Origin of the sequence: Vitreimonas flagellata, from assembly GCF_004634425.1 — a bacterium.
In the GTDB taxonomy this organism is placed as follows: domain Bacteria; phylum Pseudomonadota; class Alphaproteobacteria; order Caulobacterales; family Aquidulcibacteraceae; genus Vitreimonas; species Vitreimonas flagellata.
Genome location: NZ_SBJL01000002.1, coordinates 510,252 through 526,986, shown reverse-complemented (window position 1 = coordinate 526,986; position 16,735 = coordinate 510,252). Strand labels below are relative to the sequence as shown.

The 16,735-nt window shown below is 63.3% G+C and carries 15 protein-coding genes; 14 read left to right on the top strand and 1 reads right to left on the bottom strand.

The window, feature by feature from the left end:
• Window positions 1–14: 14 nt before the first annotated feature.
• From EPJ54_RS10555 to EPJ54_RS10520, 8 genes are read left to right on the top strand one after another with little or no spacing between them, the layout of a single operon-like run.
• Window positions 15–1,661: a nitrite/sulfite reductase gene (locus EPJ54_RS10555; RefSeq protein ID WP_135211681.1), complete on the top strand. Its 1,647-nt coding sequence runs from the start codon at window positions 15–17 to the stop codon at window positions 1,659–1,661.
• Window positions 1,658–2,902 (top strand): phosphoadenylyl-sulfate reductase, encoded by a 1,245-nt coding sequence (locus tag EPJ54_RS10550; RefSeq protein WP_239590861.1) that lies wholly within the window; start codon window positions 1,658–1,660, stop codon window positions 2,900–2,902. The genes EPJ54_RS10555 and EPJ54_RS10550 overlap by 4 nt, the downstream gene beginning before the upstream one ends.
• Window positions 2,902–3,831, top strand: coding sequence for a sulfate adenylyltransferase subunit CysD (gene cysD, locus EPJ54_RS10545; protein ID WP_135212095.1), 930 nt, complete (start codon window positions 2,902–2,904; stop codon window positions 3,829–3,831). The genes EPJ54_RS10550 and cysD overlap by 1 nt, the downstream gene beginning before the upstream one ends.
• On the top strand, window positions 3,831–5,087 hold the full coding sequence (locus EPJ54_RS10540) for a sulfate adenylyltransferase subunit 1 (protein ID WP_135211680.1): 1,257 nt from the start codon (window positions 3,831–3,833) through the stop codon (window positions 5,085–5,087). The genes cysD and EPJ54_RS10540 overlap by 1 nt, the downstream gene beginning before the upstream one ends.
• A complete protein-coding gene (gene cobA / locus EPJ54_RS10535; protein ID WP_135211679.1) occupies window positions 5,084–5,827 on the top strand; it encodes a uroporphyrinogen-III C-methyltransferase in 744 nt (247 codons plus the stop codon). Before EPJ54_RS10540 ends, cobA begins: the two co-directional genes overlap by 4 nt.
• Window positions 5,824–6,378 carry a precorrin-2 dehydrogenase/sirohydrochlorin ferrochelatase family protein gene (locus tag EPJ54_RS10530; protein ID WP_135211678.1) on the top strand — a complete coding sequence of 185 codons (555 nt, stop codon included), beginning with the start codon at window positions 5,824–5,826 and terminating at the stop codon, window positions 6,376–6,378. The genes cobA and EPJ54_RS10530 overlap by 4 nt, the downstream gene beginning before the upstream one ends.
• A gap of 6 nt (window positions 6,379–6,384) precedes the next feature.
• Window positions 6,385–7,188, top strand: coding sequence for a sulfite exporter TauE/SafE family protein (locus tag EPJ54_RS10525; RefSeq protein ID WP_135211677.1), 804 nt, complete (start codon window positions 6,385–6,387; stop codon window positions 7,186–7,188).
• A complete protein-coding gene (locus tag EPJ54_RS10520) occupies window positions 7,185–7,991 on the top strand; it encodes a ferredoxin--NADP reductase (protein WP_135211676.1) in 807 nt (268 codons plus the stop codon). Before EPJ54_RS10525 ends, EPJ54_RS10520 begins: the two co-directional genes overlap by 4 nt.
• A gap of 1 nt (window position 7,992) precedes the next feature.
• On the opposite strand, the gene EPJ54_RS10515 is transcribed toward EPJ54_RS10520, so the two are convergent.
• Window positions 7,993–8,712, bottom strand: a complete 720-nt coding sequence (locus EPJ54_RS10515; RefSeq protein ID WP_239590912.1) for a Crp/Fnr family transcriptional regulator — start codon at window positions 8,710–8,712, stop codon at window positions 7,993–7,995.
• 348 nt (window positions 8,713–9,060) lie between these two features.
• Here EPJ54_RS10515 and EPJ54_RS10510 point away from each other — a divergent pair, with 348 nt between their 5' ends.
• The 6 genes from EPJ54_RS10510 to EPJ54_RS10485 are packed head-to-tail and all read left to right on the top strand — an operon-like array spanning window position 9,061 to window position 16,735.
• Window positions 9,061–10,659 carry a methyl-accepting chemotaxis protein gene (locus EPJ54_RS10510; RefSeq protein WP_135211674.1) on the top strand — a complete coding sequence of 533 codons (1,599 nt, stop codon included), beginning with the start codon at window positions 9,061–9,063 and terminating at the stop codon, window positions 10,657–10,659.
• Between the two features lie 13 nt (window positions 10,660–10,672).
• The gene (locus EPJ54_RS10505) at window positions 10,673–11,851 is read left to right on the top strand and encodes a carbohydrate porin (protein WP_239590859.1); all 1,179 of its coding nucleotides are present in this window, start codon (window positions 10,673–10,675) and stop codon (window positions 11,849–11,851) included.
• Window positions 11,851–13,875, top strand: coding sequence for a methyl-accepting chemotaxis protein (locus EPJ54_RS10500; RefSeq protein ID WP_239590858.1), 2,025 nt, complete (start codon window positions 11,851–11,853; stop codon window positions 13,873–13,875). The genes EPJ54_RS10505 and EPJ54_RS10500 overlap by 1 nt, the downstream gene beginning before the upstream one ends.
• Window positions 13,876–13,877: 2 nt before the next feature.
• On the top strand, window positions 13,878–14,159 hold the full coding sequence (locus EPJ54_RS10495) for an STAS domain-containing protein (RefSeq protein WP_135211673.1): 282 nt from the start codon (window positions 13,878–13,880) through the stop codon (window positions 14,157–14,159).
• Complete coding sequence (locus tag EPJ54_RS10490; RefSeq protein WP_135211672.1) at window positions 14,156–14,521, top strand: response regulator; 366 nt, start codon at window positions 14,156–14,158, stop codon at window positions 14,519–14,521. Before EPJ54_RS10495 ends, EPJ54_RS10490 begins: the two co-directional genes overlap by 4 nt.
• A gap of 12 nt (window positions 14,522–14,533) precedes the next feature.
• Window positions 14,534–16,735, top strand: a complete 2,202-nt coding sequence (locus EPJ54_RS10485; RefSeq protein WP_135211671.1) for a chemotaxis protein CheA — start codon at window positions 14,534–14,536, stop codon at window positions 16,733–16,735.

Below are 16,735 nucleotides of genomic sequence, written 5' to 3'. Positions count from 1 at the left end.
AGGCCGCCTTTGCAATGTACCGCTACGACGCCGTCGACCGCCTCATCGTTGAGGAACGCGTAGCGCAATTCCGCGACCAGACGCGCCGCTATCTCGCGGGCGAGTTGGACGAAGACGCATTCAAGCCGCTGCGGCTCCAGAACGGGCTCTACATCCAGCGTTACGCGCCGATGCTGCGCATCGCCATTCCCTACGGCGTGCTCTCGTCCACGCAGCTGCGCAAACTGGCCGACATCGCGCGCCGCTATGATCGCGGCTACGCGCATTTCACCACGCGCCAGAACCTCCAATACAATTGGGTCAAGGTCGAAGAGGTGCCGGACATTCTGGCCGAGCTCGCGACTGTCTCCATGCACGCGATCCAGACCAGCGGCTCCTGCGTGCGCAACGTCACCACGGATGCGTTCGCTGGCGTTGCCCAAGACGAGATCGTCGATCCGCGTCCGTACTGCGAATTGATGCGCCAATGGTCAACGCTGCATCCGGAATTCGCGCATCTGCCGCGCAAGTTCAAAGTCGCGTTCAACGGCGCCAAGGAAGATCGCGCGGCGACGCCGGTGCATGATCTTTCGTTTGATCTCTATCGCGACGAGGCCGGCGAAGTGCGCCTGATCGTGAAGGTCGGCGGCGGGCAGGGCCGGACGCCACGCCTCGCCTCGATCATCCGGCGCGATCTGCACTGGAGCGAAATGCTCACCTACACCGAGGCGGTGCTGCGCGCGTACAATCGCCTCGGCCGTCGCGACAACATCTTCAAGGCGCGCATCAAGATCCAAGTTCAAGAGCTGGGGGCCGAAGCCTTCGCGGCTGAGGTCGAAGCCGATTGGGCGCACCTGCGCAATGGCCCGAACACGCTGACGCAAGACGCGCTCGACCGCGTCGCGCAATTCTTCATCGACCCGCCGCTCGAAACCTGGTCGGAGCCGGCGTCGAAGACGCTCGCTGTCGATCCGAACTTCCACGCTTGGAAGAAGCGCAATCTCACGGCGCATCGCCACGCGGACTATGCGGCGGTCACGATCAGCCTGAAGCGCGAAGGCATCGCGCCGGGCGATGCGACCTCGGACGAAATGGATTTCATCGCCGATCTTGCGGATCGCTATAGCTTCAACGAAGTCCGCGTCTCGTATCACCAGAACCTGATCTTGCCGCATGTGCCGCGCGCCAAGCTGCACGCGCTGTTCAGCGAATTGGATTCACGGGGCCTTGCACGCGCCAATATCGACATGGCGTCGGACATCATCTGCTGCCCCGGTGGTGATTTCTGCTCGCTCGCCAACGCCAAATCGATCCCGCTCTCCGCCGCGATTGCGGAGAAGCTCGCGCCGATCGAAGAAGAAATTGGCGCTATCGCTATCAATGTCTCGGGCTGCATCAACGCCTGCGCGCACCATCACGTCGGCCATATCGGCGTGCTCGGCGTCGAGAAGGCGGGCGAAGATTGGTATCAGATCCTGCTGGGCGGCCGCCCTGACGGCGTGGGCCGTCTCGGCGTGCTGACGGGCAAATCCGTACGCCAGGAAGATGTGCCCGGCGTGATCGATCGCCTCGCACGCCATTATCTCGATGTCCGCAACGAAGGCGAGAGCTTCATCGCCGCCGTCGAACGCCTCGGCACGGACGCGTTCAAAGCCGCTCTCGCTGAGGAGACTGCAGCATGAGCCTCTTGATCGAACTCGACGCGCAAGGCGCGAAGATAATCGGTGAGGCTGCCGTGCGCGAGTTCACGCCGCCAAAGCCGGCTAATGAAGGCCACGGCGACGTGCGCAAGAAGATCGTGCCGAACGTAAAGCAGCCGACCGAGCCTACCAGCAAGGAATGGGAGGGCGGCCAGTATCTGTCGATGCAGGAATGGCTCGACGGCTCGCAAGAGGGCGGCGCCATCCTGTTGCAGCCGGCCGACGATGTGAAAAAGCTCGACGGCCGCATTGGCAACGCGGCGCTCATCTCCGTCGACTTTCACCGCATCGGCGACGGGCGCGGCTATTCGCATGCTGTCCTGTTGCGCAAGCGTTTGAACTACCAAGGCCGCCTACGCGCGCAAGGCGCGATCACGGCGGACCAGGTCTTCGCGATGGCGCGCGTCGGGTTTGATTCCTTCGCGCTGCGCGCTGACCAAAACGCTGACACTGCGCTCGCGGCGCTGGATACGTTCAGCGTGCCGTATCAAGGCGCCGTCGTCGCCGGCACAGCGGTGGATCGCGCGGATGCGAATTTCACCGCCCGCGTCCGCCTGCTGGAGCGCGCGCTCATCGAGATCGCGCAACGCCACGAGCGCCCGGCGCTGGCCTCGAGCCTCTCAGCCGAGGACATGGTGATCACCGACGTCATCGCGCGCCTCAACTTGCCGATCGATGTTTTCACGCTCGAAACTGGCCGCCTCAATCCGGAAACGCTGGCACTGATCCCGCAAGTGAAGGAGCGCTACGGCATCGAGATCGACGTGCGCCGCCCGGATGAGCACGCAATCGCCGCTTATATCGCCGCGCACGGCAAGGACGGCTTTTATGATAGCGTCGCCGCGCGCAAACTCTGCTGCAACATTCGCAAAGTCGCACCGCTCGACGAAGCTTTGAACGGTCGCGACGCCTGGCTCACAGGCCAACGCCGCGAACAAGCGGTTACACGCGGCGCGCTGCCGGAATCTGAGCGCGACGTCGAGCGCGATATGCACAAATACAATCCGCTCGCGGATTGGAATTGGGCCGATGTGCTCGCCTACGCGACGCGCTTCGATATCCCGATGAACGCGCTCTATCAGCGCGGCTACGTCTCCATTGGTTGCGAACCTTGCACGAAGGCCATTCGTCCGGGCGAAGACCCGCGCAATGGCCGTTGGTGGTGGGAAAATCAGGACAGCAAAGAATGCGGCTTGCATACGATGCAGAACGTGACGCGCTGATGAGCGGCGAAGCTCTTCAAGCGCCAGCGCCGCTGACCGCGTCCGCGCGGCTCGATCGTCTCGAAGCCGAGGCGGTCTACATTCTGCGCGAGCTTTCCTTCTACAAGCGCCCGGCTTTGATGTTCTCCGGCGGCAAAGATAGCGCCGTTCTGTTGCATCTGGCGATGAAGGCGTTCGCGCCGTCGAAGCCGCCGTTCGCGTTGCTGCATGTCGACACTGGGCACAATTTTCCGGAAGTGATCGCCTTCCGCGACAAGCGCGCGGAAGAGACGGGGCTAAAGCTCATCGTGCGCAGCGTGGAAGATTCGATCCGCCGCGGCAGCGTGCGTGTCGCCAGCGAAACCGCCAGCCGCAATGGCGCCCAAGCCGTGACGCTGCTGGAGGCGCAACAAGAGTTTGAATTTGACGCTCTGATCGGCGGCGCCCGTCGCGACGAAGAGAAGGCGCGGGCGAAAGAACGTGTGTTCTCGCACCGCGATGCGTTCGGCGCCTGGCGCCCGCGCGCGCAACGCCCGGAGCTGTGGGGCCTCTACAATCGCCACATCGGCGTCGGCGAGAACATGCGCGTCTTTCCGATCTCGAATTGGACCGAGGCCGACGTCTGGGCCTACATCGCCCGCGAGAATATCGAGTTACCCGAGCTTTATTACACGCACGACCGCGACGTCGTGCGCCGTGAAGGTTTGCTCTTCCCGGTCACCGCGATCACGCCGCCGCAGGCGGGCGAGAGTATTGAGCGTGTGCCCGTGCGTTTCCGCACCGTGGGCGACATCACCTGCACGTGCCCGGTCGAGAGCTTCGCGGCCAACGCCGAGGACGTGCTGTTGGAGACGCTGACCGCCTCCGTCTCCGAGCGCGGCGCGACGCGCATGGACGATCGCGCAAATGCGGCGGCGATGGAGCGCCGCAAGCTGGAAGGCTATTTCTAATGGATAGCGCGAGCTATTTCCCGCCGGCGCAGAATTGGAGCGGCGAACAAGTCCGCTTCATGACGGCCGGCAGTGTCGATGACGGCAAGTCGACGCTGATCGGACGTCTGTTGCTCGATTCCAAAGTGCTGATGCTCGACCAAGCCGCTGGTCTCGATGGCGAGGACATCGACCTCGCCGCGCTCACGGATGGCTTAGAGGCTGAACGCGCGCAGGGCATCACGATCGACGTCGCTTATCGCTATTTCGCGACCCCGCGCACCAGCTTCATCATCGCGGATTCGCCCGGCCACGAACAATACACGCGTAACATGGTCACCGCCGCCAGCGTCTCGGACGTTGCCGTGATCGTGATCGACGTGGCGCGCGTGGAGCAGGGGCAGCTGAAGCCGCAGACGCGCCGTCACGCTGCGGTTGCGGCTCTGATGGGCCTCAACATCATCGTCGCCGTTAACAAGATGGATCTCGTCGGCTGGTCGCAGGCGCGCTTTGATGAAGTGCGTGCGGCGTTCAACGATGTCGCGGGCATTCTCAACATCAAGAACATCGCCTTCGTGCCGGTCTCGGCCAAGCGCGGCGAGAACATCGTCAATCGCGGCGGGCCCGATTGGTACAACGGCCCGACGCTGATCGAATTGCTTGAAGACACTCCGCGCAAGACCTCGCTCGCGAACGCGCCGTTGCGTCTGCCGGTGCAATTGTTGCTGCGTGACGGCGATATTCGGCTCTATGCCGGCCGCATCGAATCCGGCGCCGTAAAGCCGGGCGATAAAGTGCGCGTCGGCCCCGGCGCGTTTGCCGCCACGGTCGCGCAAGTGCGCATCGGCGGCGCAGGCGTGGCCTATGCCGAAGCCGGCGCCTCCGTCGCCGTTGAACTCGCCGAAGATCGTGATCTCGCCCAAGGCGGCGTCATCGCGGATAACGATGTGCGTTATGCGCGCCGCGTCGTGGCCGATCTCTGCTGGCTCGACGAAAATGCTTGGACGCCTGCACGTCGCTATCGTTTGCGCCAAGGCGCGCTCGAAACGCAGGCTTTGATCGAGAATGTCCGCTTCGTGCGCGATGTCAGCAATCTCGACAACGTCCCGGCGAACGAACTGAAGCTCAATGACATCGCCAGCGTTCAACTTGCCGCGCGCGATCCGATCCTGGCTGATCTCTTCGCCGAACTGCCGGGCACCGGCGCGTTCGTGCTGTTCGATCCTGACACCAACCAAACCGCCGCCGCCGGTATGATCCGGGAGATCGTGCAATGAGTGGGACTGTCTATCTCGTCGGCGCCGGCCCGGGCGCGGCCGATCTCTTGACGCTGCGCGCCGCGCGTCTGCTCGCGGAAGCGGATGTCGTGCTTTACGACGCGCTGGTCAGCGCCGATGTGCTTGCGCTCGCGACCAAGGCGAAGCTCTACAATGTGGGCAAGCGCGCCAATCGGCCGTCAATGGATCAGCGCTTGATTTCACGACTGCTGGTGCGCATGGGGCTGCGTTATCAAAACGTCGTGCGCCTGAAGGGCGGCGATCCGCATCTGTTTGGCCGCGCCACCGAAGAGATCGAAGCCTGCCGCGCCGCGGGCATCATTGTCACCACGGTACCTGGCGTTAGCGCGGGCTTCGCCGCGGCATCCGCGCTTGGTGTATCGCTCACCTCGCGCGGCCTCTCGCGCTCGGTCACGTTCGTCACGCCCAGCACAGCAAAGGGTGGGGCGGAGAACATGCATTGGGCGCGCGCCGCCGCTGCTGCCGAAACGGCGGTGATCTATATGGGCGCTATGCATGCCGAGCGCGTGCGCGATGCGCTTACTGATCTTGGCGTGCCCGCCGATCGCCCCGTCGCTTTGATCGAAAGCGCATCGTGGGCTGAACAACGCGTCATGCGCGGCACGCTCTCAGAATTGACGGCGCTCGCGGCTCAGGTGGGCGAAGGACCGGCGATTATGGTTGTTGGCGAGGTCGCGCGTGAAGCACGCGGCGCTCTTGAAGCGGCGAATGCAGCATGATTCCGCTCTATCTTGATCCCGCGCAAACGCGCATCGCTCTCATCGGCCGCGGCGCACTTGGGGTGCGGCGTCTGAATTGGCTCATCCAAGGCGGCGCGGCGCCCGACGTCTGGTCCGACGAGCCGTCGCACGAGCTGCTCACCACCGCGAACGGCCGCTTCGAGCGCCGTCTGCCGAAGGAAGACGAACTCGCGGATTATCACGCCGTGTGGATCGCCGACCTGCCGTATGAGCGCGCCGAGATGGTGGCCAACGCGGCGCGCAGTGCGAACGTATTGGTCAATGTCGAAGACGTGTTGCCGCTCTGCGATTTTCATACGCCGGCGGTTTTGCGTCGCGGTCAGCTGACACTTGCGGCAGGCACGGGCGGCGCAAGCCCCGCTGTCGCGCGCGCGGCGCGTGAGCGTTTAGAGGCGGCGTTCCCGGAATCGTGGGCGCTGGCCCTCAAGGAAATTGCGCAATCGCGCGCGGCGTTGCGGCAGAAGGGGGCAGGCTTCGATGCTTTGGTGGCTGACGCACGCGCGCGTCTTGCCGAGCATGGCCTGACTTAACCGCGCATGGATCCGTTTTTCTGGCAATCTGTTCTGGTCGGCTTCCTCGCCCAGCTCGTCGATGGCGCGCTGGGCATGGCGTATGGCCTTGTCTCGACATCATTCCTCATGGCGATGGGCGTGCCGCCGGCTGCTGCGAGCGCCGCCGTCCACACCGCTGAAATCTTCTCGACTGGCGTTTCGGGCGCGGCGCACACGTGGCGCAAGAACGTGAATTGGAGTCTAGTGCTTCGGCTGGCGCCCGCCGGCATTATCGGCGGCATCGCCGGCGCGATGGCGGTTTCGTATTTGCCGATCGGCATCATCAAGCCGGTCGTGTCTGCTTATCTGTTGCTGATGGGCGTGTTCGTGATCACGCTCGCCTTTCGCAAGGCGCCAGAGAAGCCTGTGTCGCCGAATAGCGGCGCGGCTGTTGGTTTGGTCGGCGGCTTTCTCGACGCAGCCGGCGGCGGCGGATGGGGTCCGATCTCCACCACGACGTTGCTCGGTCGCGGACACGCGCCACGCCAGGCTGTTGGCAGCGTTAACGTGTCGGAATTCTTCGTGACGGCGGCGATCTCCGCGACGTTCTTCTTAACGCTGGGCGGCGTACGCTGGACGGACATCGCTGGGCTCATCATTGGCGGCGTGTTGGCCGCGCCCATTGCGGCGTTCGCTGTTTCGATCGCGCGTCCGCGCGTCCTGATGGGGGTGATCGGCTGCTTCGTTTCGTCGCTGGCGCTGTGGCAGATTGCTGTCGCCATCGATCCTAATATGACATTTGTGGCGTCGCTCACCGCGATGGCGTCTCCGAGCGGGTTCAGCAGATGAGTATCGAAACCTTGGAAGTTCCGGTCGCACCGCCCGCCAACGTCTATGCTGTCCGCGTGACGGCGGTGAAGCATTACACGCCGTTCCTATTCTCGTTTTCGTGCGAGCGCCCCGGCGCATTCCGCTTCCGCTCCGGCGAGTTCGTCATGATCGGGCTGATGAATGGGCCGAAGCCGCTCTTGCGCGCGTATTCGATCGCGAGCCCGGCCTGGGGCGAGCAGCTCGAATTCTATTCGATCAAAGTGCCGGACGGCCCGCTCACCAGCCGTTTGCAGAACATCAAAGTCGGCGACGAGATTCTGCTCGGCAAGAAGCCGACGGGCACGCTCGTGCTCGATGCGCTCACGCCCGGCAAGCGACTCTTCCTCGTCTCGACCGGCACGGGCATTGCGCCGTTCGCGAGCCTCATTCGCGAGCCGGAGACGTATGAGCGCTACGACGAAGTGATCGTCACGCACACCTGCCGCACCACGCCCGAGCTTGAGTACGGCTACGAGCTGATCGAGCAGACCAAAGCTGATCCGCTGGTAGGGGAGGAGGCGGCTAAGAAGCTGCGTCTCGTCACCAGCGTCACGCGCGACCCGCACCCGCTGCAGGGCCGTATCACCACGCTTATAGAGAATGGCGAACTCTTCAAACATCTCGATGAGCCGCCGCTCGACCCAGCGCATGATCGCGTCATGATTTGCGGTTCGGCCGCTGTGCTGCAGGCGATGAAGGAATTGTGCGAGGCGCACGGCTTCGTCGAAGGCTCGAACAGCGAGCCGGGCAGCTTCGTGATCGAGCGCGCCTTCGCGGGCTAGGCTATTGCTCGTCGGCGACGGCGCGTAGGCCGTCGAGGCTCACAATGCGCGTCTCCCGACGGTCCTGCTCGATGAGCCCGGCGGCTTTCAGAACGCGTAGCGTGCGGTTGACGTGCACTGGCGTCATGCCGAGCGCATCAGCCAAGTGTTCCTGTCGCGCTGGCATCTCGAAGGCTTGATCGCGCACTAGTCCACGCTCGGTCAGCCGCTCGAACAATTCGAGAAAAAGCTGCGCCATGCGGCCTTGCGCGGTGCGCTGGCCGATATCGGTCATGCGGCGATACGCGTAGGCTAACTGGCGGTGCGCGAACTCATCAAAGCGCGCGCGCTGCTCCGGCGAGCCCTGAATGATCCCGCGCATCGTCTCGATTGGAAAAGAGCAGACCTCAACTTCGGTGAGCGCGCGTACTGTGAAGCTCGCCGGCCGATCGCCGCCGACCAGAAGTGTTTCGATATCGAAAAGATCGCCGGGAACGTAGAAGCCCAGAATTTGTCGGCGTCCGTCGCTCAGGTGTGCAACGCGCATCGCCCAGCCGCGTCGCAAAGCGTGCACGTAGTTTCGTTTTTCTCCCGCGCGCAGCAGGGCGGCGTTTGCGCGCGCCGTGCTGCTCTGTGCGCGGGACGCAGAGAGCTTTTCGACGTTGGTCTCGCGAGCCTCCGCATAAACCGCGTTCGCGCCAGCTTCGCACAGCTCGCATGCAGGTCGTGCGTCAAAGGCCATTAAGCGTTGATGCATCGCTGCGGCCGCCTTTTTCATTCCTGCTCAGGCAGAATCGAACGGCGGTATTTGAATAATGTTTCCGGATACTGGTCCATGCTTCTGAAGGTCTATGGCCCAGTTCGAAATTTACTCAACTATGCCTATGGCAAAAGTAATATAACCTACGTTTCAGCATGTGTTGTTGATCTAGGTTAGGCGCACTAGTTCCACGAATACTTTGCGATATTTACCACCATTTAAGCGACGGAACCGAAATTAACCCTACGACGCGCAGTGTTGCGCGCCGTGCGATCGCAAGAGCTTGCGCCACCCTTCGGTTGCGCCTCTGCGCGCATGGGAGGCAGGGCCATGAGCTCCGACAAACTACGCGAGCGTTTGGAATTTATGCGGGTGAACGCCGAGACGCGGCAGGCGCTCGGCGGCGCCAAGGGCGCGATCGAGAAAGGGCTCTCCATCGGTCTCGATCAATTCTACGAGCAAATCCGCCGCGAACCCTCTGTTAGCCGCTTCTTCTCCGGCGAGCAGCACATCGACGGCGCCAAGTCCGCGCAGGCGCGCCATTGGATGCGCATCGCGAGCGGCGAGTTCAGCGACGATTACATGGCGAGTGTGCAGCGCATTGGCGAAACGCACGCGCGCATCGGCTTGAAGCCGCAATGGTACATTGGCGGCTACGGCCTGATCCTCGATCAACTCGTGCGCGCCGTCGTTGCAGAGAAAACCAAATCGCGCGGGCCGTTCGGCAAGTTTGATGCTGACGATCTCGCGGATTCGCTCGGCGCGCTGATGAAGGCGGCGCTGATCGACATGGATTTGGCGATCTCCGTCTATCTCGATACCTCGGAGCGTGAGCGTCTGCGGCTTGAGGCGGAGACAAAAGCGGCGGAAGAAGCGCAGCGTCTCGTCGTGACGGCTTTGGCCACGGGCCTTGCAAAGCTTGCCGACGGCGACCTCACGTTCCGTATCCATGAGCCTTTCGCAGGCGATTACGAAAAGCTTCGCGCTGATTTCAACAGCGTGATGGTGACGTTGCAGGAAGCGATGAAAGTGATTGCCGCCAACGCCGACGGTATTCGCGGCGGTGCGCACGAAATCACCAGCGCGTCGGATGATCTTTCACGCCGCACTGAACAGCAGGCAGCTTCGCTCGAAGAAACGGCCGCCGCGCTCGACCAAATCACGGCCACGGTCAAGAAAACCGCAGATGGCGCCAATCAGGCCAATTCCACTGTCGCCGCCGCGCGTCAAGACGCCGAACATTCCGGCCGCGTTGTCGCCGAGACGGTGGCGGCGATGGGGGAGATCGAACGCTCCGCCAAACAGATCAGCCAGATCATCGGCGTCATCGACGAGATCGCGTTCCAGACCAATCTGCTCGCGCTCAACGCTGGCGTTGAAGCCGCGCGCGCGGGCGACGCGGGCAGGGGCTTTGCCGTCGTCGCCTCGGAAGTGCGGGCGTTGGCGCAGCGGTCCTCGGAAGCCGCGAAAGAGATCAAGGGCCTCATCAACGAAAGCTCGCGCCAAGTGGAGGCCGGCGTCGATCTCGTCGGCCGCACCGGCGATGCGCTGGCGCAGATCGTTTCGAAGGTCGCCGAAATCAGCGGGCTTGTGTCGGACATTTCCGCTTCGGCTCAGGAACAATCGAGCGCGCTCGCCGAGGTCAACACCGCCATCAACCAGATGGACCAGACCACGCAGCAAAACGCAGCGATGGTCGAAGAGAGTACAGCGGCCAGCCATTCGCTCACGCACGAGGCCGAAACGCTGACGCAACTGGTCTCGAGGTTCGAAATCGGCGAGGCCACGAAGGCGCCTGCGCAATTGGCTACCGCAAGCCGCCCGGCCAGGCCGTCCAGCCCGGCCAAATCGAAGCCGCCAGCTGCATTCTCCACGCGCGGCGCAACGGCTCTGAAACCTTCTGCGGAACAAGACTGGGAAGAATTCTGAGTCGGGGGGCTCAATGCCGATGCAAGTGAAGCCGGCGATGAAGGGGCTGCTGGCGTGCGCGCCAGCCTCTGTGGCGATGTTGGCCGCCGCCCCGGCGCATGCCGATGACGCGTTCACATGGTCCGTCGCCTACACCGCGGACGTGGTGGCCGGCTGGAGCGACGACGTCAGCACGCGCGGGCGCTTTCTGGACAATCTGGATGTCGTGGGCGATCTCGATCTTGGCCGAACCATTGGTTGGGATGGCGCGACATTGCACGCGCACGTCCTCAACAATTCCGGCGAGATCCCGAACGACGATCTGGGCACCCTGCAGGGTGTCGATAATATCGAAGTCGCCAGTCAGCATTTGCGTTTGTTCGAGTTTTGGGTCGAGCAGGCGCTCGGCGCCGGCAGCGTCCGCGCTGGCCTCTATGATCTCAACAGCGAATTCTATTCGAACGAATCCGCCGGTTTGTTAATCGCGCCGGCCTTCGGGATTGGCTCCGAGCTTGCCGCCACTGGCCCCAACGGCCCGTCGATCTTCCCCTCGACGGCGTTGGCGGTGAGGGGGCGCTTGGAGTTTAGCGAGCGTCAGTCGGTGATGCTCGCCGTGCTCAATGCCTCGGCTGGCGTGTTCGGCGATCCGGACGGCGTCGACACCGATTTCGACCATGGCGTGCTGCTGATCGGCGAATATGGTTGGCGCGACAGCTTCAATTTCAACGTCGGCGCTTGGACCTATAGCGACGATCAAGACGACATCCGCGACCTCGATGGTTTCGGTGATCCAGAACAGCGCCGCGCGTTCGGCGCCTACGCAACCTACGAGCGCCCGCTGACGGAAAGCATGACAGGCTTCCTGCGCGTCGGCTTCTCTGACGGTGACACCACTTCATATTCAAGCGGTTGGCAGGCTGGCGTGCTGATTGAAGCGCCGATCGCGTCGCGCCCCGACAGTCAAATTTCGCTGGGCGCCTATCAGGGCCGCCTTAGCGACAAGCATCGCGATAATGAAAGCGATTTGGGCGTCAACGTCGCCGACGCCGAGACCGGTTTCGAGATCACATACTCAGATCAGATCGCCCCTTGGCTGCGCGTGCAGCCGGACCTGCAGCTCGTGCTCGATCCTGGCGGAGATCAGGACCGCGATGAGCTTTGGGTGGCGGGCCTACGCATTGAAATCACACCGCCCTGGGGAGGGGGCAGTTGATGTCCATGTTTAATTCTTTGAACAAGGTCGCCATGACCGCGAGCGCCTCGATGTTGGCGCTCGTTGCCGTTACAGGCGGCGTTGGCCTCTACGAACAAAACAAGCTGACGGACGAACTCCATAACGCCGAGCGAACGGCGGAATTGCTACGGAGTCACCTAACTGCTGACATGATGCATGACGCGATGCGTTCCGATGTGCTCGCAGCACTTACAGCGCGCGATCCGGCGTCGGGCATCACAATGGCTGAGGTGCGCGCCGATTTCGCCGAGCACATGGCCGAATTCCGCGCCATGATCGCGGAAGAAGGCGAGCTTGCGGAAACTGATAGCGAGCGCGCCGCAGTTGCGGGCGTCGCCGAACCATTAAATGCTTACATCACTGCTGCCGAGCGCGTGATCAACGAAGCGGAGAGCAACCCGCAAGCCGCACTCGCGCAATTGCCGGGCTTTTTCGAGCAATTCCGAGCCCTCGAAGGTGCGATGGAGGAGGTGACCAACGTTATTTCCGCCAGCGCCGAAGAAGCAAAGTCGCAAGCAGAGCGGGATTCCGCGATCGCCTTTTGGTTGCTGATTGCGACTCTTGTTTTTGCGACTGGCGCCGTGGCTGCGCTGGCGATTGGCGCGCGCCGATATCTGGTCAGCCCGCTGCTCAATCTCACCACGCAGATGGATCAGCTGGCGAAGGGCGACAATTCCATCAATCCGCCGGAAGCCGCACGGGGCGACGAAATCGGCGCGATGGGCCGGGCCTTGCTCACGTTCCGCCAAGCAGCACTTGATCGCATCGAAGCGGAGCGTCGCCACGAAGAATCCCGTATTGCCGCCGCCGCCGCGCAAAAGGAAGCCGAAGCGCGCGCGCAACGCGAAGCCGAGGAACTCGTGGTTGGTTCATTCGGCGAAGGCTTGGCCAAACTCGCCGATGGCGATCTGACCTATCGTCTCAATCGTCAGCTGCCGGAGGCGTATCTGAAGCTGCAAGACGACTTCAACAACGCACTCGCGAAGCTCGAAGATGCGATGCAAACCATCGCCTCGAACGCGGACGGCATTCGTTCAGGCACGGGCGAAATCAGCACGGCGTCGGACGGTCTCTCGCGCCGCACCGAGCAACAAGCGGCGACGCTCGAAGAAACCGCAGCAGCGCTCGACGAAATCACCGCGACCGTCGGTAAAACCGCCGAAGGCGCGCGCCAAGCCAACGCCACCGTGCAACACGCGCGCGAGCACGCCGACAAGAGCGGCGAGATCGTCCGCGATGCGGTCAGCGCCATGGAAGCGATCGAAGGCTCGTCCAAACAGATCAGTCAAATCATCGGCGTCATCGACGAGATCGCGTTCCAAACCAATCTGCTGGCCCTGAACGCGGGCGTTGAAGCTGCGCGCGCAGGCGAGGCGGGCCGCGGCTTCGCTGTCGTCGCCTCGGAAGTCCGTGCGCTGGCGCAACGCTCCGCCGAGGCCGCCAAGGAAATCAAAGCGCTGATCTCGACCAGCACGCAACAAGTGGGCGCCGGCGTGAAGCTGGTTGGTCAGGCCGGCCAAGCTCTCTCAGAGATTGCAGCCGGTGTCGCCGAGATTAACGCGCTGATGGCCGACATCACCGCCTCGGCGCAGGAACAGGCCACCGCCCTGACCCAAGTCAACAGCGCCGTTAACCAAATGGATCAAACTACGCAGCAAAACGCTGCCATGGTCGAGGAATCCACCGCCGCCAGCCATGCGCTTGCCCACGAGGCCGAGCAATTGGCGCAGCTCGTCGCGCGCTTTGAAGTGTCGCGCGCTACGCGCGCCGTGGCTGCGCCGCGCGCGCCGACGCGTGCCACGCCATCCGTGACCACGCGCCCCGCACCCGCGCCGCGCGCCACGCCGAAACCCGTCAGCGCTGAAACGCCTGCGCCGAAGCGCGCCAATCCGGTGCTGCAACAGCAAGAACGTCTGGCTGAGTTCGCGGCCGCCAAGCCCGCGCGTCGCGTCGCCATGCCATCGTCCACGCCGACCAAAGTCGAGTCGTGGGAGGAGTTCTAAGGATGAGCCAAGCCACACAGATCAAATTGGCGCCGGCGCTCGATTTCCGAGCCGCTGGCCCATTGCGCGATCAATTCCTCGCCCAGCGCGGCAAGGCGATCGAGATCGACGGCGCCGACGTGCAACGCATTGGCGGCCAATGCATTCAAGTGATCGCTGCAGCCCAGCGGACATGGATGCAAGACGGTGTTGAATTCGCGCTCGCGAATCCTTCGGACGAGATGCTCCGTGCACTCGGCCACATTGGCATGGACAGCTATTTCGCGGAGCCGGCGGCGTCATGAGCATGCGTATTCTCACCGTTGATGATTCCCGCATGATGCGGGAAATGCTGCTGATGGCGCTGAAGGGCGCAGGCTTCGACGTTGTGCAGGCCGAGGACGGCGAGCACGGCCTCGAAGTGCTGGCTGAGCACGGCGCTGATGTGATTATCACCGACATCAACATGCCCAAGCTCGACGGCTTCGGCTTTATCGAGCGTGTGCGCGGCGTCGAAGAACACCGCGCCACACCGATCCTGGTTCTTTCGACGGAAAGTGATGCAGCCAAGAAGGCGCGCGCGCGCGACGCGGGCGCGACGGGCTGGATCGTGAAGCCGTTCGATGCGGCGCGTCTTGTCGAAGCAATTCGCCGCGTATCGGCTTAAGGAGCGCGCGCCATGGATCCGATGGACGCAATCAAAGTCACGTTCTTCCAGGAATGTGACGAACAGCTCGGAGAGCTCGAAGCCGGCCTGATGGCGCTGGAAGAGGGCACGGGCGATCGCGAGACGGTGAACGCCGTTTTCCGCGCTGTGCATTCCGTGAAGGGCGGCGCCGGCGCCTTCGGTTTCGAAGACCTCGTCAAATTCTCGCACACGTTCGAGACCGTTCTCGATTTGATGCGCTCCGATAAGCTCGCGATCGAGCCGGACGTGCTGCACGTGATGCTGCGCGCCAGCGACGTGTTGGCCGATCTCGTGCACGCCGCGCGCGATGGCGGCAGCGTCGATCAAGACCGCTGCGCAGCACTTATGGAAGAGCTTGAGCATCTTGCGCACGGCGGCAGCGCGCCGCCGGCCGCCGCGCCAGTTGCCGCGGCTGCTCCGGCGCCAGTTTCGCCAGGCGCCGACCCCGAGCCTGACGAATGGGGCTTCGTGCCGCTGCGCATCTCGATCGATGAGGTGCCGCTGCTGGACGAGCCGGCGGCGCCCGCGAGCGACGAGGAAATCTGGAAGATCACCTTCACGCCGCGCCCAGCGCTCTACGCCAAAGGCAGCGACGCCACCATTCTGCTGCGCGAACTGGCCATGCTCGGCGAGTGCGACGTCGCGGTGGACGATTCGCTTGTGCCGTCGCTCGACGCGATGGACGTCAACGCATCGTATTTGTCGTGGACCTGCTTCCTCAACAGCGACAAGGACGAAGCCGCGATCCGCGAGATCTTCGAATTCGTCGAAGGCGATTGCGATTTGATCGTGGAGCGCATCGCTGTTTCCACACCGGCGCCGATCGCGGCGCCCATGCCGGTGATCGAACCTGTTGCGCCGCCGCCGGTTGCGGTGGTTGCGCCGGCGCCCGCTCCAGCGCCAGCCGCCGCTGCGCCGCCGCGCGCCGCGCCTGCTTCGAAAGCCGCGCCCGCCGCTGCCGGCGGTGATGGCGAAGCCAAGGCCGCCGCCAACGCGACGATCCGTGTCGATCTGGAGCGTGTCGATCGCCTGATCGATCTTGTCGGCGAGCTTGTCATCAATCAGGCCATGTTGGCGCAGCGTGTCGCCGAAACAGGCGTCGCACGCTCGTCGAACGTCGCCATGGGTCTTGATGAGCTCGAACAGCTCACGCGCGAACTGCAAGACAGCGTTATGGCGATCCGCGCGCAGCCGGTGAAATCGGTGTTTCAGCGCATGCCGCGTCTGGTGCGTGAAATCGCGACGGCGACGAACAAGCAAGTGCGCCTCGTCATGGATGGCGAAGGCACCGAAGTGGACAAGACGGTCATCGAGCGTTTGTCCGATCCGATCACGCACATGCTGCGCAACGCCGTCGATCACGGTCTCGAAAGCACACAGGAGCGCATCGATGCAGGCAAGCCCGCGGAAGGCACGATCCGCTTGGCGGCGCTGCACCGTTCGGGTCGCATCGTCATCGAAGTGTCGGACGACGGCCGCGGCATCAATCGCGAGCGCGTGAGGGCGAAGGCAATCGAGAAGGGCCTGATCGCGCCCGATCTCAACATGACCGACGAAGAAATCGACAACATCATCTTCTTGCCGGGCTTCTCGACCGCATCGGCGATTTCCGACATTTCCGGCCGTGGCGTCGGCATGGACGTGGTGAAGCGCTCGATCCAAGCGCTCGGCGGCCGCATCTCAATCACCTCGAACCCCGGCAAGGGTTCGACCTTCACGCTCTCGTTGCCGCTCACGCTCGCCGTGCTCGACGGCATGGTGGTGAGTGCGGCAGCGCAAACGCTGATCGCGCCGCTCACAACCATTATCGAGACGCTGCAGCCTAAGCCGGGTGAAGTCCGCAGGCTCGGCCCAAACCGCATGGTCATTGCAGTGCGCGACGCGTTCGTGCCGTTGGTGGATGTCGGGGTGGCGCTGGGTTTCCGCAAAGACTCGGCGCAGCCGGATAGTGGCGTCGTGCTGCTGGTCGAAAGCGAAGGCGGCGGCCGCGCGGCGCTGCTCGTGGATGACATCCAAGGCCAGCGCCAAGTTGTCATCAAGAGCCTGGAAGCGAATTACCAGCGCGTCGAAGGCGTCGCGGCGGCGACGATCCTCGGCGACGGCCGCGTGGCGCTCATTCTCGACGTGGATGGATTGATTGCACAGCGCGTCAGCGAAACGCGCGCGGAAACCCAATTGGCAAAGGCAGGCTGA